17 protein-coding genes and 1 tRNA gene are annotated in these 18,836 nt (G+C 44.3%); 7 read left to right on the forward strand and 11 right to left on the reverse strand.

Annotation, left to right across the window (positions count from 1 at the left end):
- Window positions 1-136 precede the first annotated feature (136 nt).
- Genes ppdK through H3S83_RS04910 form a run of 3 tightly spaced genes read left to right on the forward strand, consistent with a single transcriptional unit; the run spans window position 137 to window position 4,390 of the window.
- Window positions 137-2,803, forward strand: coding sequence for a pyruvate, phosphate dikinase (ppdK, locus tag H3S83_RS04900; protein ID WP_198239070.1), 2,667 nt, complete (start codon window positions 137-139; stop codon window positions 2,801-2,803).
- 7 nt (window positions 2,804-2,810) lie between these two features.
- The gene (locus tag H3S83_RS04905; protein WP_198234497.1) at window positions 2,811-3,608 is read left to right on the forward strand and encodes a polysaccharide deacetylase family protein; all 798 of its coding nucleotides are present in this window, start codon (window positions 2,811-2,813) and stop codon (window positions 3,606-3,608) included.
- A complete protein-coding gene (locus H3S83_RS04910; RefSeq protein ID WP_198239071.1) occupies window positions 3,605-4,390 on the forward strand; it encodes a DUF1499 domain-containing protein in 786 nt (261 codons plus the stop codon). The genes H3S83_RS04905 and H3S83_RS04910 overlap by 4 nt, the downstream gene beginning before the upstream one ends.
- Here H3S83_RS04910 and H3S83_RS04915 read toward each other — a convergent pair.
- Window positions 4,375-5,280, reverse strand: a complete 906-nt coding sequence (locus tag H3S83_RS04915) for an MBL fold metallo-hydrolase (protein WP_198239072.1) — start codon at window positions 5,278-5,280, stop codon at window positions 4,375-4,377. The genes H3S83_RS04910 and H3S83_RS04915 overlap by 16 nt on opposite strands.
- Window positions 5,281-5,921: 641 nt before the next feature.
- On the opposite strand from H3S83_RS04915, the gene H3S83_RS04920 reads away from it, so the two are divergent.
- Window positions 5,922-5,996, forward strand: a tRNA-Gln gene (locus H3S83_RS04920).
- 188 nt (window positions 5,997-6,184) lie between these two features.
- On the opposite strand, the gene H3S83_RS04925 is transcribed toward H3S83_RS04920, so the two are convergent.
- From H3S83_RS04925 to H3S83_RS04935, 3 genes are all read right to left on the reverse strand, one after another.
- A complete protein-coding gene (locus H3S83_RS04925; protein WP_077970824.1) occupies window positions 6,185-6,418 on the reverse strand; it encodes a hypothetical protein in 234 nt (77 codons plus the stop codon).
- 96 nt (window positions 6,419-6,514) lie between these two features.
- Complete coding sequence (locus tag H3S83_RS04930) at window positions 6,515-7,543, reverse strand: magnesium transporter CorA family protein (RefSeq protein ID WP_198239073.1); 1,029 nt, start codon at window positions 7,541-7,543, stop codon at window positions 6,515-6,517.
- 3 nt (window positions 7,544-7,546) lie between these two features.
- A complete protein-coding gene (locus H3S83_RS04935; RefSeq protein ID WP_198237810.1) occupies window positions 7,547-8,860 on the reverse strand; it encodes a methylmalonyl-CoA mutase family protein in 1,314 nt (437 codons plus the stop codon).
- Between the two features lie 521 nt (window positions 8,861-9,381).
- Here H3S83_RS04935 and H3S83_RS04940 point away from each other — a divergent pair.
- Window positions 9,382-10,902 (forward strand): helicase HerA-like domain-containing protein, encoded by a 1,521-nt coding sequence (locus H3S83_RS04940; protein ID WP_198239074.1) that lies wholly within the window; start codon window positions 9,382-9,384, stop codon window positions 10,900-10,902.
- Between the two features lie 402 nt (window positions 10,903-11,304).
- Here the strand turns inward: H3S83_RS04940 and H3S83_RS04945 are convergent, their stop codons facing one another.
- Window positions 11,305-12,003 carry a L,D-transpeptidase gene (locus tag H3S83_RS04945; protein ID WP_198237812.1) on the reverse strand — a complete coding sequence of 233 codons (699 nt, stop codon included), beginning with the start codon at window positions 12,001-12,003 and terminating at the stop codon, window positions 11,305-11,307.
- A gap of 360 nt (window positions 12,004-12,363) precedes the next feature.
- On the opposite strand from H3S83_RS04945, the gene H3S83_RS04950 reads away from it, so the two are divergent.
- Window positions 12,364-12,960, forward strand: coding sequence for a superoxide dismutase (locus H3S83_RS04950; RefSeq protein WP_078039260.1), 597 nt, complete (start codon window positions 12,364-12,366; stop codon window positions 12,958-12,960).
- Window positions 12,961-13,079: 119 nt separating this feature from the next.
- On the opposite strand, the gene H3S83_RS04955 is transcribed toward H3S83_RS04950, so the two are convergent.
- The 4 genes from H3S83_RS04955 to msrB form a co-directional block, all read right to left on the reverse strand.
- Window positions 13,080-13,418, reverse strand: coding sequence for a hypothetical protein (locus H3S83_RS04955; RefSeq protein ID WP_198239075.1), 339 nt, complete (start codon window positions 13,416-13,418; stop codon window positions 13,080-13,082).
- A 33-nt stretch (window positions 13,419-13,451) separates the two neighbouring features.
- Window positions 13,452-13,733 (reverse strand): hypothetical protein, encoded by a 282-nt coding sequence (locus H3S83_RS04960; protein ID WP_225867992.1) that lies wholly within the window; start codon window positions 13,731-13,733, stop codon window positions 13,452-13,454.
- 433 nt (window positions 13,734-14,166) lie between these two features.
- The gene (locus H3S83_RS04965) at window positions 14,167-16,254 is read right to left on the reverse strand and encodes a S9 family peptidase (protein WP_198239076.1); all 2,088 of its coding nucleotides are present in this window, start codon (window positions 16,252-16,254) and stop codon (window positions 14,167-14,169) included.
- Window positions 16,255-16,285: 31 nt separating this feature from the next.
- Window positions 16,286-16,705 carry a peptide-methionine (R)-S-oxide reductase MsrB gene (gene msrB / locus H3S83_RS04970; protein WP_077970834.1) on the reverse strand — a complete coding sequence of 140 codons (420 nt, stop codon included), beginning with the start codon at window positions 16,703-16,705 and terminating at the stop codon, window positions 16,286-16,288.
- Window positions 16,706-17,118: 413 nt separating this feature from the next.
- Between msrB and H3S83_RS04975 the strand changes: the two genes are divergently transcribed.
- On the forward strand, window positions 17,119-17,556 hold the full coding sequence (locus H3S83_RS04975; RefSeq protein ID WP_078039262.1) for a MucR family transcriptional regulator: 438 nt from the start codon (window positions 17,119-17,121) through the stop codon (window positions 17,554-17,556).
- 134 nt (window positions 17,557-17,690) lie between these two features.
- Here H3S83_RS04975 and H3S83_RS04980 read toward each other — a convergent pair whose 3' ends face one another.
- The gene (locus H3S83_RS04980; protein WP_078039263.1) at window positions 17,691-18,116 is read right to left on the reverse strand and encodes a SufE family protein; all 426 of its coding nucleotides are present in this window, start codon (window positions 18,114-18,116) and stop codon (window positions 17,691-17,693) included.
- Between the two features lie 149 nt (window positions 18,117-18,265).
- Complete coding sequence (locus H3S83_RS04985) at window positions 18,266-18,763, reverse strand: DUF5330 domain-containing protein (protein ID WP_188317766.1); 498 nt, start codon at window positions 18,761-18,763, stop codon at window positions 18,266-18,268.
- Window positions 18,764-18,836: the final 73 nt, after the last annotated feature.

The following is an 18,836-nucleotide window of genomic DNA, read 5'->3' on the forward strand; positions in this document are numbered from 1 at the left end:
ATTGATGTTGGTATTAGACTAAATGTCATTTAAGCTAGGGACGAAAGTTGAAAACTGTATTTCTTCTTTGTGGGGAAGCACGAATTTCATATTTGAATATTAGACATTCAAATCAATCGGAGGATATTTGTTTAAAATGACAAAATGGGTTTACAGCTTTGGTAATGGAAAGGCTGACGGGGCGGCATCGGAACGTAACCTTTTGGGCGGTAAAGGAGCAAATTTGGCAGAAATGAGCAATCTGGGATTGCCTGTTCCTCCCGGTTTTACAATTACCACAGAAGTCTGCACCTATTTTTATAATAATAATAAAACCTATCCGGACAAACTCGATGAAACTGTTCAAAAGTGCCTTGCAGAGGTTGGTAAACTGACAGGGCGCCGTTTCGGCGACAAAGACAAGCCTTTACTGGTTTCGGTGCGTTCGGGTGCTCGGGCTTCCATGCCCGGCATGATGGATACAGTGTTAAACCTCGGTCTCAATGATGAAACGGTCAAAGCAATCGCCAGAGAAACGGGAGATGAACGTTTCGCTTATGATAGCTATCGTCGTTTTATCCAGATGTATTCAAATGTTGTGCTAGGGCTTGATGGCGCATTATTTGAAGAAATTATTGATGATGCCAAAGCTCGTCACGGTTATGAGGTCGACACAGAGATGACAGCCAAAGATTGGCAGGATGTCATCGTTTCCTATAAGGAATGTGTCGAAAAAGAAATGGGAGAGCCATTTCCTCAAGACCCCGAGAAACAGCTCTGGGGAGCAATTAGCGCCGTTTTCCTGAGCTGGATGACACCACGAGCTGTTACCTATCGTGAACTTCATGATATTCCTGAAAGCTGGGGCACAGCCGTGAATGTTCAGGCAATGGTATTCGGCAATATGGGGGACGACTCGGCGACAGGTGTTGCTTTTACCCGCAACCCGTCAACAGGTGAAAATGCACTTTTCGGAGAATTTCTTGTCAATGCACAAGGAGAAGATGTTGTCGCCGGTATCAGAACACCACAGAATATAACCGAAGCTGCACGCATTGCTGCCGGTTCCGATAAACCGTCGCTTGAAAAGACTTTGCCACAAGCCTTTGCTGCTTTCAACGATATTGCCCATAAACTCGAAAAACATTATCGCGACATGCAAGACATGGAATTTACCATTGAAAAGGGTAAATTGTGGATGTTGCAAACCCGTATCGGTAAACGTACAGCGCGCGCCGCACTCAAAATGGCTGTCGATATGGTCGAGGAAGGGCTGATTGACCGCACCGAAGCGATCGCGCGTATTGATCCGAAGTCACTTGACCAGCTTCTCCATCCGACTCTTGACCCCAAAGCTAAAAAAATAGTCTTGGGAACAGGTCTTCCAGCTTCTCCGGGGGCGGCTACCGGTGAAATTGTTTTTTCATCCGAGGAAGCAGAAAATGCGACCAAAGAAGGACATAAGGTCGTTCTGGTCAGGGTGGAAACAAGCCCGGAAGACATTAACGGTATGCATGTGGCAGAAGGTGTTTTGACGACACGTGGCGGTATGACGAGCCATGCTGCTGTTGTTGCTCGTGGAATGGGAAAACCTTGTGTTTCGGGTGCAGGAACTATCCATATCGATTACCGCGCAGGCACACTGAAAGCGGGTGGTGAAACCTTCCAAAGAGGAGATATTATAACAATCGACGGTGGTAATGGCGAAATTTACAAAGGCAAAGTTGCTATGTTGCAACCGAAAATGTCGGGTGATTTTGCCAAACTCATGTCTTGGGCCGATGAAAAACGGCGTATGCATGTTTGCGCAAATGCCGAAACACCGCAAGACGCGCGAATGGCCCGTTCATTCGGGGCAGAAGGTATCGGGCTTTGCCGTACCGAGCACATGTTTTTTGCCGGAGACCGTATCATTTCAATGCGTGAAATGATTTTGGCCAATGACGAAGAAGGGCGTCGTAAAGCATTGGCAAAACTTTTGCCTATGCAGCGTTCGGACTTTGTCGAATTGTTCGAAATCATGCATGGTCTTCCTGTGACAATAAGACTGTTGGATCCCCCGCTTCATGAATTCTTGCCAAAAACGGATGTCGAGGTTGCCGAAGTCGCCGAAGCAATGTCAATTCCGGCCGAGGTAATCAAAGAGAGAGCCGCCGAGCTTCACGAATTCAATCCGATGCTTGGGCTACGCGGTTGCCGTCTGGCAATTACTTATCCTGAAATTGCCGAAATGCAGGCTCGGGCGATTTTTGAAGCTGCGATAGAAGCAGCAAAAGCAACAAAAGAAACAGTTATACCTGAAATCATGGTGCCATTGGTAGCACTCAAGGCGGAACTTGATTACGTCAAGGAACGCATTGATGAAACAGCCAAAGCGGTTATGAAAGAACATGGCGTAAACATAAAATATCTGGTTGGAACCATGATTGAATTGCCAAGAGCTGCGATCTGTGCTGCCGAGATCGCCAAATCGGCCGAATTTTTCTCTTTCGGTACCAATGATCTGACACAGACGACGTTCGGTATTTCACGTGATGATGCTGGCCCGTTCCTTTCAACCTATATTAAAAAAGGCTTGTTGGAACAGGACCCGTTTGTTTCGATCGATCGTGATGGCGTCGGTGAACTTGTCAAGATAGGCGCAACGCGGGGAAGAAGCCAACGGCATGATATCAAACTTGGCATTTGTGGTGAACATGGCGGAGATCCAGCGTCAATCGACTTGTGTGAAGAAAACGGATTGAACTACGTTTCCTGCTCGCCATTCCGTGTGCCAATAGCAAGGCTTGCCGCAGCACAAGCGGCAATCAGACACCAGAAGTAGGTATTGGATGTTGCAATATATTCACCGGTGCATTTTTGCCGGTATCATAAGTCTGTGCGTACCGGCTATAAGTCTGGCCGGTACGAGCGAACCATCATTGCATATAGAAAAAGGTGAAGCATCGAGTCCACAAGTTGCTTTGACACTTGATTTATGTATGGGTGATATTGATCATCGCATTTTTGACACTCTTGTTTCCCATCAGATTAAAGCCACTTTATTTGTTACGGCCCGTTGGCTGCAACGCAACAAGCAAACGGTCGAAGTCATCAAGGCGCATCCTGAACTGTTCGAACTGGAAAATCATGGCAAAAATCATATTCCCGCTATTGATAACCAGCCCGATATTTACGGCTTGAAGACGGCTGGCAATCTCAAGGCGGTGTGTGAAGAGGTCAAAGGCGGCGAAGAAAGCTTGGTAGCGGCTGGTTTTCCGAAGCCTAACTGGTATCGTGATGCATCTGCACGTTATTCAAAAGATGCAATCAAACTTGTTCATGACATGGGCTATGAGATAGGCGGTTTTTCTTTGAATGCCGATATGGGCGCATCACTACCGGCAAAAACTGTTGCCGCACGTATTTCATCTGCTAAGAATGGGGATGTCATTATCGCCCATATGAACCAACCCAAACGCGCATCGGGGCAGGGTGTTGCAACTGGTATTCTGGAGCTTCAGAAAAGGGGCTTCAAATTTGTAAGATTGTCAGATGCAATAAAACCGGTGAATAGACAGGCGAGCCTTGAGGATTGCAATGTGTTGAAACAAACCGACGCATTGCAGAAAACAGTTGTTGGACAATGAGAAAAAAATACGTTCGCTTGACATCATATGCTGCTTCATGGTCGCCTCGTTTTGGTGGCTTAAGTCTTTTGCTGCTTGTCATTTCGAGTCTTCTGCACCGGTTTTCATTTATCCGGACGAATGTATTCCTTATTCTTTCAGCACTGGCCGGAGTGTTTGCCCTGACAGCATTGGCTTTGGCGTTAAAAGGTCTTTTTGACCTCTGGAAAAACGGTGATCGTGGCGGGCTAAAATCCTTAAAAGGAATTGTCTATTCGTTCATAACGCTGACACCAATTGCGGCTTTTCTGTTAATGTGGTCTGTCATGCCGCCGCTTGCCGATATTTCGACTGATACCGATACACCACCACGTTTCATTACAGGGGCAAGACCGGTTGATGCTTTACCTGTTGCTGTTGACTTGTCCGATCAGGCTCATTTGCAATTGAAAGAATGGCCTGAACTTTCCGGCCGTCGTTATGACGGCTCTCCCGATCGTATTTTGAAATCTGTACGCAATGTTCTTGATACTGAGGGGTGGCCGATCAAGGCTCAACGGGGTGTCGATGGCGAAGATGAACAACTTTTTATAGAAACGGAAGCAAAAACTTTTTATCTGGGGTTTGCATCGGACATCGTTATCAGATTGACCGATGAAGGAGATACAACTTTCGTGGATATGCGTTCCGCTTCCCGATATTTATCGCGTGATCTCGGGGTAAATGCTGCTTTCATTCTTACATTTATGGATGCACTGGACACAGAGATGCTCTCGACGCCGGTTGATCAGGACAAGGAATAACAGCTTTGAAGCGCTATTCTCCCTTCAACTTTGACAATCCCCCTTGTGACTAAAAACTCCAAATGGGCAAGTACCGAAAGCGTTGCTGCTTTGAGAAGACGCTGGTCGAGCTTGCGGTAAATCGCGCTGACAATCTGCTCGATCGTGCGGTCACCAATGGTCAGTCGTTCTATGATTGCGCGTTCACGCATTTTCCTGTGCGCAATAATGGCACGAACATAAGTCTTCGGGTTGGTAACGGCTCCTCCATGACCGGGCAAGTAAATTTTGTCTTCACGTCGGGCAAGCTTATCAAGTGATTCCATATAATCTCTCATTGAACCATCAGGCGGTGCAACGAGTGTCGTCGACCACGCCATAACGTGATCGCCGGTAAAAACTATACCGGTTTCACCCAGTGCATAGGCTGTATGATTGGCCATGTGGCCAGGTGTTGTAATAGACGTGAGTTCCCACCCATCTCCTTTGATTGATTCACCATCTCCAAGAAAGATATCGGGAGTGAAGTTTTTGTCGCAACTCGCATCAACAGTCATTGCAGGGTCTGAAACTTGAGTGGATGCCGGACGATAACCACCTTCTGCAACAATCAGGCCGCCTGTCAGCTCGCTCAATCGTTTTGCTATCCCGCTATGATCACTATGGCTATGGGTAATAAAAATGTAATTGAGAGGCCGACCATCAATGACCCGAAGCAAGGTTGCCAATTGTTTTTCATCATCGGGACCGGGGTCGATAATCGCCAGTTCTTCATTTCCAAGGATATAACTATTCGTGCCGGTAAAGGTAAACGGAGACGGATTATGGGCTGTCAATCGCCTGACATTATTTTGAAGCAACACCGCGTGCCCATAATTTGGAGAGAACTCTTCATTAAAACTTATCGACATCGGCTTCCTTTATGAACATATGGCCTTATAAATATCCGGCTTATGAACATCCGGTCAAACTTGACAGCAAACTTCAGTGTGAACATTCTCTCGTTAAATCACTAGCGCAGTTGCAATCAAGTTCACAAATTCGAAAAAATACAATCATTAAATCTTTATGGCACTAAATCTTTATGGAAAACGGAATAGAATAATTTGTCTAGTAAATTTGAAAATATGCCAATCAAAAAAATTGGAATAGACATTTATTTTATCAGAAAATTTTTTAAATCCGAAAATAGCAATATAGTCTTGAATTTATTTCCAGAACATCCGGAATAGAATGGAAAAGGCCAAAGTAAAAATCGGAAGCCGGGGCGGTTTTCTGCTTCGTTGTTTTTTCGAATTGCTGTCAATGACCCGACTGGAAAGATCGATAGTGAACGGGTTTTATAAGCTAGAACTTTCATTTCCTGAAAAATTCGGTTTCGTAAAAATAACCTCATTAACAAAGGCGCCTTGATAGTGCATTGCAATCAATGTTTTGAAACAATGTTTGCAAGTTTTTTAGCAAAAAAAAGGTTGCACGTGCTCTCAGACATATTGCACATTCTTTTCGAACTCGTTATAAGGCGCGCAGGAAGTATGCCGTGCATACTTTTTGGGGTATAGCCAAGCGGTAAGGCACCGGTTTTTGGTACCGGCATTCCCTGGTTCGAATCCAGGTACCCCAGCCATTTATCTCCAAAAGCCGCTTATCGTTGAAAAATTGAAGCGTTAAACCGTAAAATAGGTTTGAAAAGCAACCCTTCGCCCGAAATTTACTCATCTTCCAAGCGACGCTCGGAGTATTTTCCCGATTTCAAAAAGGTTTATAATCTATTCTGAAATAGAGACTTTCGACAACCGGCCAAAGGCCAAATCATCACCGTTTCATATTAATGATTTGTGCCATGGTTTCATCGGCAATCTGGAAAACGCGGAAATTGGCTTTAAAATTATGTTCAGCGAAGTCCATATTGACCATATCGTCGCCTGCATCATATGTCTCACGACCGACAGTCGTTCCAACGGCGACATTTTGGGCAACTTGATTGAGTGTATCCACTTGCCTGTTCATACCACCGACCGAAATGCGCATTGCTGAATCAATAGACATTGAATCCACTCCTTCTGTTGAGGATAAGAAATACTTCAACAAATTAAATATAATACATCCGTCGGTTGATTTCCAGAGCGCGTAAACAACTAAAAATTAAAGCCAGCCTTTTTTTCTGAAATATAAAATCGGTATAACGGCAGAAATAATCATGAGAAAAAGGGCAAAAGGATAGCCCCATTTTTCATTGAGTTCCGGCATAAATTGGAAATTCATACCATAGATGGAGGCAACCAGCGTCGGCGGCATGAAACCGACAGCAGCGACCGAGAAAAATTTGATAATGGCATTTTGTTCTGTCGAAATCATTCCGACGACAGTATCAAGAAGGAATGTCATTTTTGCCGAAAGAAAATCGGCATAATGTTCGAGTGACTGGGTATCCTGTTCAAGCGACTTGACAGTGGTCTTCATATCTTTTTTCGGCGTTACCGTTTTGCCATCGGCTTCAATATATTTCGGTGTAACGGTTTTTCCATATGCTTCGACATAAACAAGAAGGCGGCTAACACCGGCAATGCTTTCTCTCACCATTGAAAGCAACGTCCCCTGATTGCCGATCTGGTTGAGAATTTTACGAAAATCCACTGTCGACATCGGCATGGCACCTTCATCCCGATGAAAGATATTGCGCGAGGCCTTCTCGATGCGCCCCGAGACCGCTTCAAGAAGATCGGCAAGCCGGTCTGTTGCCGCTTCCATAACAGCTGTCAAAATGGTCAAGCCTGTACATTGCTGGGTGATAACGCCATTACCTGCTTTTGTAACGCGTAAAATGAAAAGTTCGACAGCTTGCGGGTGACTATAACGCACTGTAACGAGCCGAGAACCCGTCAGAATGAAGGTGACCGGTGCAATATCGCGCTTGTCTCCATCAACGGTATAAATCAATGGAGCGGTCATATATTGCGCTCCATTTTCCATATAAAAGCGGCTCGATTCTTCAATCTCCGTCATATCATCATGAGTCGGTATAGGAATACCGAGCCACTTTTCCAGCTCTTTTTCTTCTCCCGCAGTCGGATCGGAAAGATCAATCCACAGCACGTCATTTTCAGGCGTTCCGTCTTCTTCCAAGGGGACTTCAACAAGACGGTCAGTTGCGGAACGGAAACTGCGGATCATATATTAATCCTTTGTAATTTCTACCGGAGCGATTTTTTGTACTTCCAGAAAGTCCTGATCCCAACGTCCTGATACCAACGGGTGACAGTGGGAGATACCTTCTGCCTCAAAATGCACAGGTTTAGTATCAACAATGCCAGTCACTCCATCATCGGCTTGCCGATATTCGGATGTGCCGATAATGGCGCGTTCATTTTTGTGATAACTCGCCAGTCTGAGATCGCGCGCCTCTTCAATACGCTTGGCCAAATTGCCGTCGATCAGGCTTTGCATGACGCCGCCTTCATCTTCAAGACGGGTAAATTCAACCCACGCAGCTTCGGCGAGAGCATCCGCATCACTATCGCGGCGACTCGTGCTTTTCGCAAGCGGATTAGCAAGCTCCTTGATAAAGATGAGCTGGCTATTGCGAGCAATGCGTCGTGCCGTTTGATCAGGCAGGCCGAAAACAAAACTGTATGGCAATACGGATAATGAAGAAGCACCCCCTAAAATTGCAGCATAGGCCGCAATAGAAGAACGGGAAATATTGTTAAAGGCATCCTGTCTTGTCATCATCCGCATGGAGGTCTCCACATGAATGATCGCAGGAAATGGAGACGAAACACCACGTTCGCCCTGAAGGCGTCGCCAAAGCAACCTTATGGCCCGCATTTTTGCCAGCCCCATAACGGGATCTTCATCAAGCGCTGTAGCAAAACCGATATGCGGCAAAGCATAGATGATATGGTGACGTGCTTCTTCAACCATTTTCAAATGGGCGAGAGCAACCGACAACATAGCGCCGATTTCCTGTGCCGGAGTAGCACCCGCATTATGATAGGGGCGCCCGTCTGCCTCAAGTACAACCCCCGGAATACCGGAAGAAAAGAACACCGACATTGATTGCGGCAGAGACGCTTTCAAAGCTTCAATAGACATTTTGAGCTTGCCTGTTGTCGCTAAAACAGCGGTCGGATCGGTACTGAAAGTAAGTTTCGTTCGTGTCGGATTTATGCGCCGATGCTGGAGATAATCGATAAAGCTGTCCGCAATAACGCGACCATGAGGGTGATTATCCAAACGGATATGCAAGCCATCAAGACTTACACCATCAAAAAGGGTCGGTATTGTTTCAGCTTTGGCTGGCAAACCGAATCCGTAGGCACTATTAGCGCCCTCGAAAACGAGCGAGATGCCGGTTGCACCATTGGCTATATCTTCTTTAAGTTGGAAGCGGGCGCGTTCGATATCCGGATCGTCGGCACGTTGCATGACAGACCAGCCTGCCTGACGGGATGTTACATTGTCGGATGGATGGGACTGTTTCGAGCTCATAAGCAAATCAAAATCCTACTAAATCAATTTCACACCATCTTTTAAGAGGTTAATATAACACAATCACAAAGCCCTAAATGGTGCAAGACAAACCTATTGCAATTTCCTTGAGAATTCATTTAACAAAAAATAATCGCCATGCAAAAAAATGCTTTCCACAAAAAAGACAAAAAATGAATATTGATTTTTATAGACGTCTCAAAATCAGAAAAATAAATTCAAAAATTAATAAAAAATAGTTGTATATAAATATTATTTGATTTAATACTTATGTTATTTAATTTTTAAAAATTATTATATTATATTTATTTAAAATATATTATTATGTTTATGATAAATTATTTTTTAAAATCAATGTAATATAATTTAATAATATGAAATAGATTATATATAAAATAGGAATACTTTTTATGGGATAGAAATTTTTTTAATGTGTGTTGCCTCACATAAAAGACTTATTGAATTTGTCTAATGCTGGTACATTTAAAAAATTGAGAAACATGCCGAGGGATTAATTGGGTATGATCGACAAGAGCGGAATTTTTTTGGGCGCCAGTCGCCAGAAGCAGAATAATGCGTTAAAACCCGAATATATATGGCTCAAATATGCAAACCGTCATGGCTTGATAACAGGCGCTACAGGAACAGGAAAAACTGTAACGCTACAAGTTATTGCCGAATCTTTTGCGGCTGCTGGCGTTCCGGCCTTTTGCGCAGACGTGAAAGGCGATCTGTCAGGTATAGCAAAACCCGGTATTCTGAACGACAAGGTTCGTTCGCGCGCTCAAAGTGTCGGGCTCTCGTCAATCGACATGAAAGCCCCGCCGGTCATTTTTTGGGACCTTTTCGGCGTTGACGGGCACCCGATCAGAGCGACTGTGTCTGAAATGGGACCATTGCTGCTCTCGCGGCTCATGGATTTGACGCAAGCACAAGAAGGCGTGTTGAATATTGCATTCCGTGTCGCCGATGACGAAGGACTGTTGTTGCTTGATCTGAAAGATTTGCAGGCAATGCTCAACCATGTTGGAGAAAAAGCGGCCGAGCTTTCCACGCGCTATGGCAATATTTCGAAATCGTCTGTTGGTTCCATCCAACGACAATTATTGGTCTTCGAGGAGCAAGGCGGCGAACATTTCTTCGGTGAACCATCCCTGAAGCTTGAAGATATTATGCGTACAACGAGTGATGGACGGGGCTTTGTCAGTGTGCTTGCTGCCGATAAACTTATGTCCAATCCACGTCTTTATTCGACCTTTCTTTTGTGGTTGATGTCGGAACTATTCGAACAATTGCCTGAAGTTGGCGATCCTGAAAAACCGCGTCTTGTCTTCTTTTTTGATGAAGCTCATCTCCTGTTCGATAATGCGCCAAAAGCTCTGATCGAACGTATTGAACAGGTTGTCCGCTTGATCCGGTCAAAGGGTGTCGGCATCTATTTTATTTCGCAAAATCCTTTGGACGTGCCGGAATCGGTTCTGTCGCAACTTGGAAACCGTATTCAGCATGCCTTGCGTGTCTATACGCCGCGCGAGATTGCGGCGGTCAAAGCCGCAGCATCTACTTTTCGTGCCAATCCCGATTTTGAAACGATGAAAGCGATCTCTGATCTCGGTACGGGTGAAGCGCTGGTGTCTACTTTGGAAGACAAAGGTGTTCCATCCATCGTCGAGAGAACAACCATTCGCCCACCTTCATCCCAAATTGGCCCGATTACCCCTGAAGAGCGGCAAAATTTGATAAAAACAAGTCCTGTTAGCGGAAGATATGACGAGACCGTTGATCGTCAGTCAGCTTACGAAATGTTGCAGAAAAGTACAGAAGAAAAGCAATCGAATAATAATCAGCAGGAAGGGGGAAGTTTCTGGGATACGATTTTCGGTGAGGATAAAAAGAATGGTCGCGGTCAATCGGTTGCTGAAACCGCAGTCAAGTCGATTACACGCACAGCCGCAAATTCGATTGGTCGATCACTTGCGAGGGCCGGTGAACAATATGTGCGCGGCCTATTAGGCAATCTCCTTGGTGGCAAACGGAAATAAACCGGAATAATCGCGCGGCAAAATAATTGCACGCGTTATATTCGTTTAGAAACGGTACTTGTACGCGTTTGGAAATGATATTTTCATTTCAAAAACGCGTATTGTGTGTGTGATTTGCCATTCAAAAGCAAGCGCAGTTCTTTCAGACCGCATTTACGCATATTCTGCAAAACGCAGTTAATCGGGTTGATATGTTATCCATGACCGATGTCGCGAATTTATCAAAAAATATGATAGAGGCCTAAAAATGCCTGATCTCGTTTGTGACATTTTTTCGTAATGTGCAAAATTATAATGCGCACAAAATTTCGAAATAAGACTGGAATGGAATTGTCGAAGTAGAAAACAGAACGCAAAGCTTGCAAATCAATCTGTTGGAAAATTGCGCGTATCTTCTCAAGCCTATACAACAAGCACAGGTGCTTTTTCCGGAACCCTTTCATAAAGATCCACAATATCCTGATTAATTAACCGGACACATCCTGAAGAAGCACGCTTGCCTATAGAGGACCAGTCGGGTGAACCATGGAGCCGGTAGAGCGTGTCTTTTCCATTCTGGTAAATATAAAGGGCGCGCGCACCAAGCGGATTTTTCAGTCCGGGTTTCATTCCGCCATTTTCGGCACTATATTTTTTTAACTGCGGTTGGCGTGCAATCATATCGGCGGGAGGTGTCCATGTCGGCCATTTGCGTTTATATTCAATAATACCACGACCGGACCACGCAAAACCTTCCTTTCCGACGCTGACACCGTAACGGATAGCTTTGCCGTTAAGACGAACCAGATAAAGATAACGGCGTTTGGTATCTACAACAATCGTTCCGGGTTGTTCGCCAGTCGGATCATCAACAATCTGCCGCAAAAATTGAGGATCAATTTGTTGGTAAGGAATGGAGGGGAGCACAAAATCACCATCGCGACTTTCTGCATACATTGATGCAAAAGGGACGAGCGCATTGTTATCAACAGTTGGTTTTGGTTTTACAGGTGCGAGTTCAATCTGCTTGAAGCCTGATGGCATACAGGCGGAAAGACCGGCCATTGTTGCACCGATCGATATTGATCTTAAAAAAAAGCGGCGCGAAAGGGTAGAGGGCATTAGTCAATCCAATTTGTTTGCGATTGTTCATGTTTGCCGCATAAAAGTTAAGAACAGACAAACAATTATGTTTGAATATCAAACAATTGACATATGATGCCGGGTGTTTTTCGCAAGTAACCATTGCCCCCAAATATACGGGAAAAATGCCATTATTCAATTTATAGGCTGACGCTCGAAGTCGTAAAGGAGTATCCTGATTGTCTGGTTCCTTATTCGGAAGGTTAAGGAGACGGAAATCCGGTTTATCCGGTCAAACTCTTGTGAAAGCGGCAATTTCCCTTGCTTTTGGTGCATGAGCGCACCAAATAAATAACCGCACCTTCTCCGGGAGAGAATATATTTTAAGGAGTATTGAAAATGGCTTTCGAATTGCCTGAACTACCCTATGCTTATGAAGCACTTCAGCCTTATATGTCACGCGAGACACTTGAATATCACCATGACAAGCACCATCAGGCCTATGTTACCAATGGCAATAAATTGCTGAAGGATTCAGGCCTTGAAGGTAAAAGCCTTGAAGAAATTGTCAAAGCAAGCTTTGGCAAAAATCAGGGGCTCTTCAACAATGCGGCACAACACTACAACCATACCCATTTCTGGAAATGGATGAAGAAAGACGGCGGTGGTAAGAAACTACCGGCAAAATTGCAAAAAGCGATTGATAGCGATTTGGGTGGTTATGATAAATTCCGTTCAGACTTTCTTGCTGCCGGTGCTGCCCAATTCGGTTCGGGATGGGCTTGGCTTGCTGTAAAAAACGGGAAGTTGGAAATCTCGAAAACACCAAATGGAGAAAATCCGCTGGTTCATGGAGCAACGCCTATTCTCGGCGTCGACGTTTGGGAACACTCTTATTACATTGATTATCGTAATGCCCGTCCGAAATATCTTGAGGCATTTGTCGATCATCTGATTAATTGGGATTACGTGTTGGAGCTTTTTGAAAAAGCCTGATATCGGATTTCAGAACCAATGAGAAAGCCACCATTTCGCAATGGTGGCTTTTTTATATCTACCTGTTTTAAGAGTATTCTACGTGTTTACCGGTTATATGGTGACACTAAAATCATCCTTTAAAATCTGGTGCACATGCTCGCATCAACCGATTTTTCATTATAAAGATAATTCATTGTTTTTAGCCAGGATTTGCATTCGTTCATCGTTTTAAAACAATGATAGCGCTCGACCGGCATAAGGCCGGAACCACGGTTTTGAAATGGAGTTTGTTCCCATCCACGGAAAAAACCGGCAACAATGCCACTTCCCTTGGGCGGTGTTGAACAACGTTTCCCGGCATATTCACTGGTCATATTTGCAACTTTTGCAGGGTCTCGACCACTTGCATAGACGCTTTGGGACATTGTGAAAAGCCCGAGGCCAATTGCGGCAAAAACAATCAATCCGTTTTTCATGAAGAAAAGGCCTCCTTGTGCCATTTCAATTTATCAGAATCTTGTACATTTTGTAGCCCTTGGCGGTGGTGAGCCATAGAGTGACTCCATAGTATAAAGCCAGCCACGGCATTCATCCATGGATTTGAAACATCTGAACCGGTCGACAGGAACGAAACCATCAGAGCTTACAATCGGGTTATCCGTAACGCCGCTAAAATACCCCGCCACAATGCCACTTCCTTTGGCCGGTGTATTGCAACGGCTGCCGGCATATTCATCAACATCTTTCCTGATACCGGCAGCATATGCCGGTGACAAGGAAAAGCCGATCATGAGCAACAGCAATAGGCATGAAGTTTTCATCATTCGGTCGCTATTCCATAAAAATGCGGAGAGGTTTCATGTTGCCTTTCAAAACAGCACCCTTTCAAAAAAGCTATAGGAAAGCATTTGGTATTTTTATGAGCAATAGACAAGTGCATTGTTCATTCTGCTTAAAAAAATATATGGTTACGGATAATAGTTAAAGCATGAATATTCTGGTTGGAGTTGCAGGCACTTTTTTGCCTCCTCCACCATTGGTGACAAAGGATAACAAAACATTCAGGTAAAGTTGTGAGAACAACCAATTCTTCAAAAAAATTGTGGGGCAACGAAGAATTGAGGAAAAATTGTCCCGTGGAAAGGCAGCTCCCGCTCTCAAGAAATATGAAAGATCAGGTAAGCCGCCTTTAATCCGGTAATTTTCAAAACGGTAACAGAAGCCTTAAATCTTTCCTGCTACTTTAAGAATGAACGCATAAATATAGGCACTTTCTTCAAGTCGTGAAAAGCGTCCTGATGCACCGGCGTGACCGGAATCCATATTTGTTCTGAGCAAAATCGGATTGTCGCCTGTTGCAAATTCCCTCAATTTGGCAACCCACTTCGCCGGTTCCCAATAGGTTACCCGCGGATCTGTGAGACCTGCCATGGCAAGAATGGCCGGGTAATTTTGTGCACGAACATTATCATAGGGAGAATAGGAAGCTATCAGCTCGTAATCTTCCTTTGATGCAAGGGGATTTCCCCATTCGGGCCATTCGGGAGGTGTGAGTGGAAGGGTGGCGTCAAGCATTGTCGATAATACGTCGACAAACGGAACAATAGCGACGATTCCGGCATAATCGTCGGGAGCCATATTGGCAACGGCGCCCATCAACATGCCACCGGCCGATCCGCCTTCTGCAATTAATCGGTCGTGAGAAGTGAAATGATTGGCGACTAAAAAACGTCCGCAGGCAATGAAGTCGGTGAAAGTATTCTGTTTAAAAAGGTGTTTTCCTTTTTCATACCAGTCGAAGCCTTTTTCTTTTCCACCCCTGATATGTGCAATGGCGTATACAAAGCCGCGATCGACCAAAGATAATGCATTGCTATTGAAACTGTCCGGAATAGAAATTCCATAGGCTCCATAGCCATAAAGAAGACAAGGAGCGCTGCCATCCAGTTTTGTATCTTTATGATAAAAAAGTGAGATGGGAATTTCGGCACCATCTTCGGCCTTGGCCATTAAACGGCGTGTTATATAATTTTTCGGTTCGTGACCCGAGGGCACTTCTTGCCGTTTTAACATGACGCGCTGTCTCGTCGTCATATCATAATCATAAAGCTCGGACGGAGTGGTCATAGACGAATAAGCAAAACGGATTGTCTCGCTGTCATATTCTGCTGCACCGTGAAGCGTTAAAGAATATGTTTCTTCCTCGAACGCAATCGCATGTATCGATCCGTCACGACGATCAAGCAACTCAATTCTGGGAAGACCGTCGCGTCGTTCAAGCCAGACAAGAAAATTCTTGTAAGTATCATGGGCAAGAATAAGCCTTGATGGTTGATGAGGAACAACCTCGACCCAATTTTCTTCGGTCGGTTTGTCAAAAGGAGCCGACATGATTTTGAAATCTTTGGCACCATCTATATTGGTCAGAATATAAAAAATATCGCCGCCTTCGGTAAGACTATATTCAACGCCTTTTTGACGTTTTCTGACGCATTTCGGTGTGGCCATCGGCTCTTTTGCGGGAATAAGCCAAACCTCCGAAGTTTCATGGTCGTGAATATCGATATAAATGACATCGTTAAGAGAGGATCCGCCGACGCCCAGAAAAAAGCCGGGGTCTTTTTCTTCAAATATTAACTTGTCAACGCTCTGGTCTGTTCCGATTTTATGGTAGTAGAGTTTTGATGGACGATGATTTTCATCAACATTGGTATAGAAAAAACCTTCAGAATTGGCGTCCCACACAACATCTCCTGATGTATTGATAATATTTTCTGTAGTGTCCAGGAGCGAATTCATGTCGCGTAACTTTATTGTATAAAATTCGGATCCCTTGTCGTCATAAGTCCATGCGCACTTACTATGGTCCGGAGAGTGTTGCACAGCTCCGAGCCGGAAATAATCTTTCCCCTTGGCCAATGCATCACCATCGACATAGACGCTCGCTTTTCCGCCGCCACGTGGTGTTCTGAAATAATGCGGTTGTTCACCTCCGGTCGTGAACGAAACGCCATAAGCATAGGAGCCATCTTTTACCGGTACCGAGCTGTCATCTTCCTTGATGCGCCCCTTCATTTCCGCAAAGAGCTGTTTTTGTAAGCCTATTGTATCGGCCATCTGAGCTTTTTGATAAGCATTTTCCGCTTCCAGATGGGCACGGATTTCTTTATCAAGCAAAGTAGGGGTTTTAAAAACATCTTGCCAGTTTTTTGCTCGCAACCAATTGTAGAAGTCGTGACGTATAATGCCGTGATGCTCTTCTGAATGGTCAATTTTTTTTGTTTCGGGTGGAAAAATTATTGATTCGGTCATTATCGATCCTGAAATATAGTTCTTGGTTTGATCACTTTTCTGTTTTGTCTTGCTGATATTTCAGAGAATAACCGTTCATGCAATAACGCAATCCTGTAGGTTCTGGACCATCAGGAAAAACATGCCCGAGATGGGAACCACAATCTGCACATAAAACTTCCGTTCGTTCCATGCCGTGGGAGTAATCTTGCTGCAAGACGACGGCATCGGCATTGATGGGGCGAAAGAAGCTCGGCCAACCGCTACCCGATTCATATTTCGTTTCAGAGCGATAAAGAGGTTTTCCGCAGCATACACAATAAAATGTTCCAGGCCTCGACGTGTCGAATTCCGGGCCTGAAAAAGCCCGCTCGGTACCGTGATTACGAGTAATTTCATATTGTGTCGGCGTTAGTTCTTTACGCCATTCTTCGTCAGACTTGTTTACTTTGAAATGATGAGGCTTCGCCATAATTTATCCTTGTTGAACCAAAACATATTACAGATTAAGTGGGCTAAGAGCTTTGACAGTCGAAACAATTGCTGCTAAAAGTCAATCAAATTAGCGGTCACTTTCATTATATGGTATCTATGTGTAAGAAATACAATTTATACTGAAATGATGTGTCAGTTTTTACCGATATAATGGTAAAAATGAGACAAAGTGCCTTAATTTAAATATATTTGTTCAAGACAACTTGCAGTGGTCGGACAAAAAACGCAAAAATAAATGTTATATCAGTATGGAACCTTTATTTTATAGAATTGTTTCCCATTTGTAATTGACAAGGTTTCTTACCTAGCTATATGAAAGTCAACATTTGCTTGCTACTTTGCAAAAAGCAGGCTGGAATAACATAAGTAAAATATAAAAAGGATAAGAAGATGGATGATCAAGCCGTCAGCGAGAATGAGAGCGATTTCATTGTTACACTGGTTGCTGATGTTGTAGCTGCTTATGTCGGCAATAACTCAATCAGACCAGGCGAATTGCCGAGTTTAATCGCAGACGTTCACGCTGCATTTGTTAAAGCGGGTGGCGAAACAGCTGGCGAAGCGGAAGTTGAAAAACAGAAGCCGGCAGTCAACCCGAAGCGTTCGGTTTTCCCCGACTACATTATCTGTTTGGAAGATGGTAAAAAGTTCAAGTCACTCAAGCGCCACTTGATGACACATTATGAGCTTACTCCGGAACAGTATCGCGAGAAGTGGGACCTGGATCCTAATTATCCAATGGTTGCGCCCAATTATGCGGAAGCCCGTTCTTCCCTTGCCAAACAAATGGGATTAGGCCGTAAACCCGGCAAAAGAAAATCGAAATAATATTGTTTTCAGCGTGAAAAACAAAACGGGTGCATTGATTAATGCGCCCGTTTTTTTAAATCGATTAGAAAGTGGTTGCTTACTCAATCAGAGATTGAATGGAACGCATTTACAAATGGGGATGCCGGATTAACTTATTGGTTCTTTAATGTATTTTCAGCTTCAAGACGAATACGCTCGACCATGGAGCGTAAACCATTTGAACGTTGGGGCGTTAAATTCTCGTCAAGACCCAATGTTTTCAAGACCTTTTCAATATCGGCATCACGAATTTCCGATGCCCGTTTTCCTGAATAGTAAGTAATGAGGATATAGACCAGACCGCGCACAATATGAGCGTCTGAATCACCTTTAAAGGTCATAACGGGATCATGCCCCGAACCATGTTCGGTAACGAGCCAGACCTGGCTCACACAGCCGGGAACTTTATGGGCTTCATCACGTGATTCTTCCGGATAGGGCGGAAGCTCTCTTCCCAGTTCAATGACATAGCGGTATCTATCTTCCCAATCATCAAGGAGAGAAAAACTTTCCAGAATATCGTCAATTGAATCGGTCATTATTATTTGTCTGCTTTGTCTTTGATGTCTGAATTTACGCTGGAACATTTACTCCGTTTTAGAAAAAAAGTAAATTTTCTAACGGCATAATCATTTCCGGCATCACATCAAAACGTCGGGAACAACCGCTTCTGAAAAAAACAACCCGTTTATTGGGGCTTCTGCGACGGGTGCATTTTTTTCTCCTCCGGCTCCGCCGGTTGTTTATGACCGGTATTGGAAGATGTCAGAGATTTGGTTGACCCGTTTTTGTTGTCGACCTTTTTATTATCGACTTTATTCAAGTGATCCTCGTGGTCATTTTCCGGCGTTATCGAACCGGTATTGATATTTTCAGGTGGCAGCTTGTTTTCACCTTTGTCGCTTCCGAATGTTCTGTCGAGATATTCGTAAGCAATGCGTGCGCCGTCACGTGCGCGCTCGCCAAGAGAACCAAAAAATGTTTTTCCGGTCTCGCAGGTGTCTGAATTACGTTCACAAAAATTACCGAGGTCATTGACTGTATCTTTTACCGCCAACAATGCTTCAACAGTGTTCATATATTGATCAGGCTGGGATCCGTTATTTTTTCCGGAAGTTCCAAAGAAAGATATGACGACCAGAAAAAGGGTAAGAAAACAGAATGACTTGATAAGAAAACGTATCATGATGCCCCGACATAACGCAGTTACAAATAAGCAGGATGAAGCCTAGACTAACCGTTTATGATTGACGAAATAT

The sequence above is a fragment of the Bartonella sp. W8122 genome (assembly GCF_016102485.1).
Classification (GTDB): Bacteria; Pseudomonadota; Alphaproteobacteria; order Rhizobiales; family Rhizobiaceae; genus Bartonella; species Bartonella apihabitans.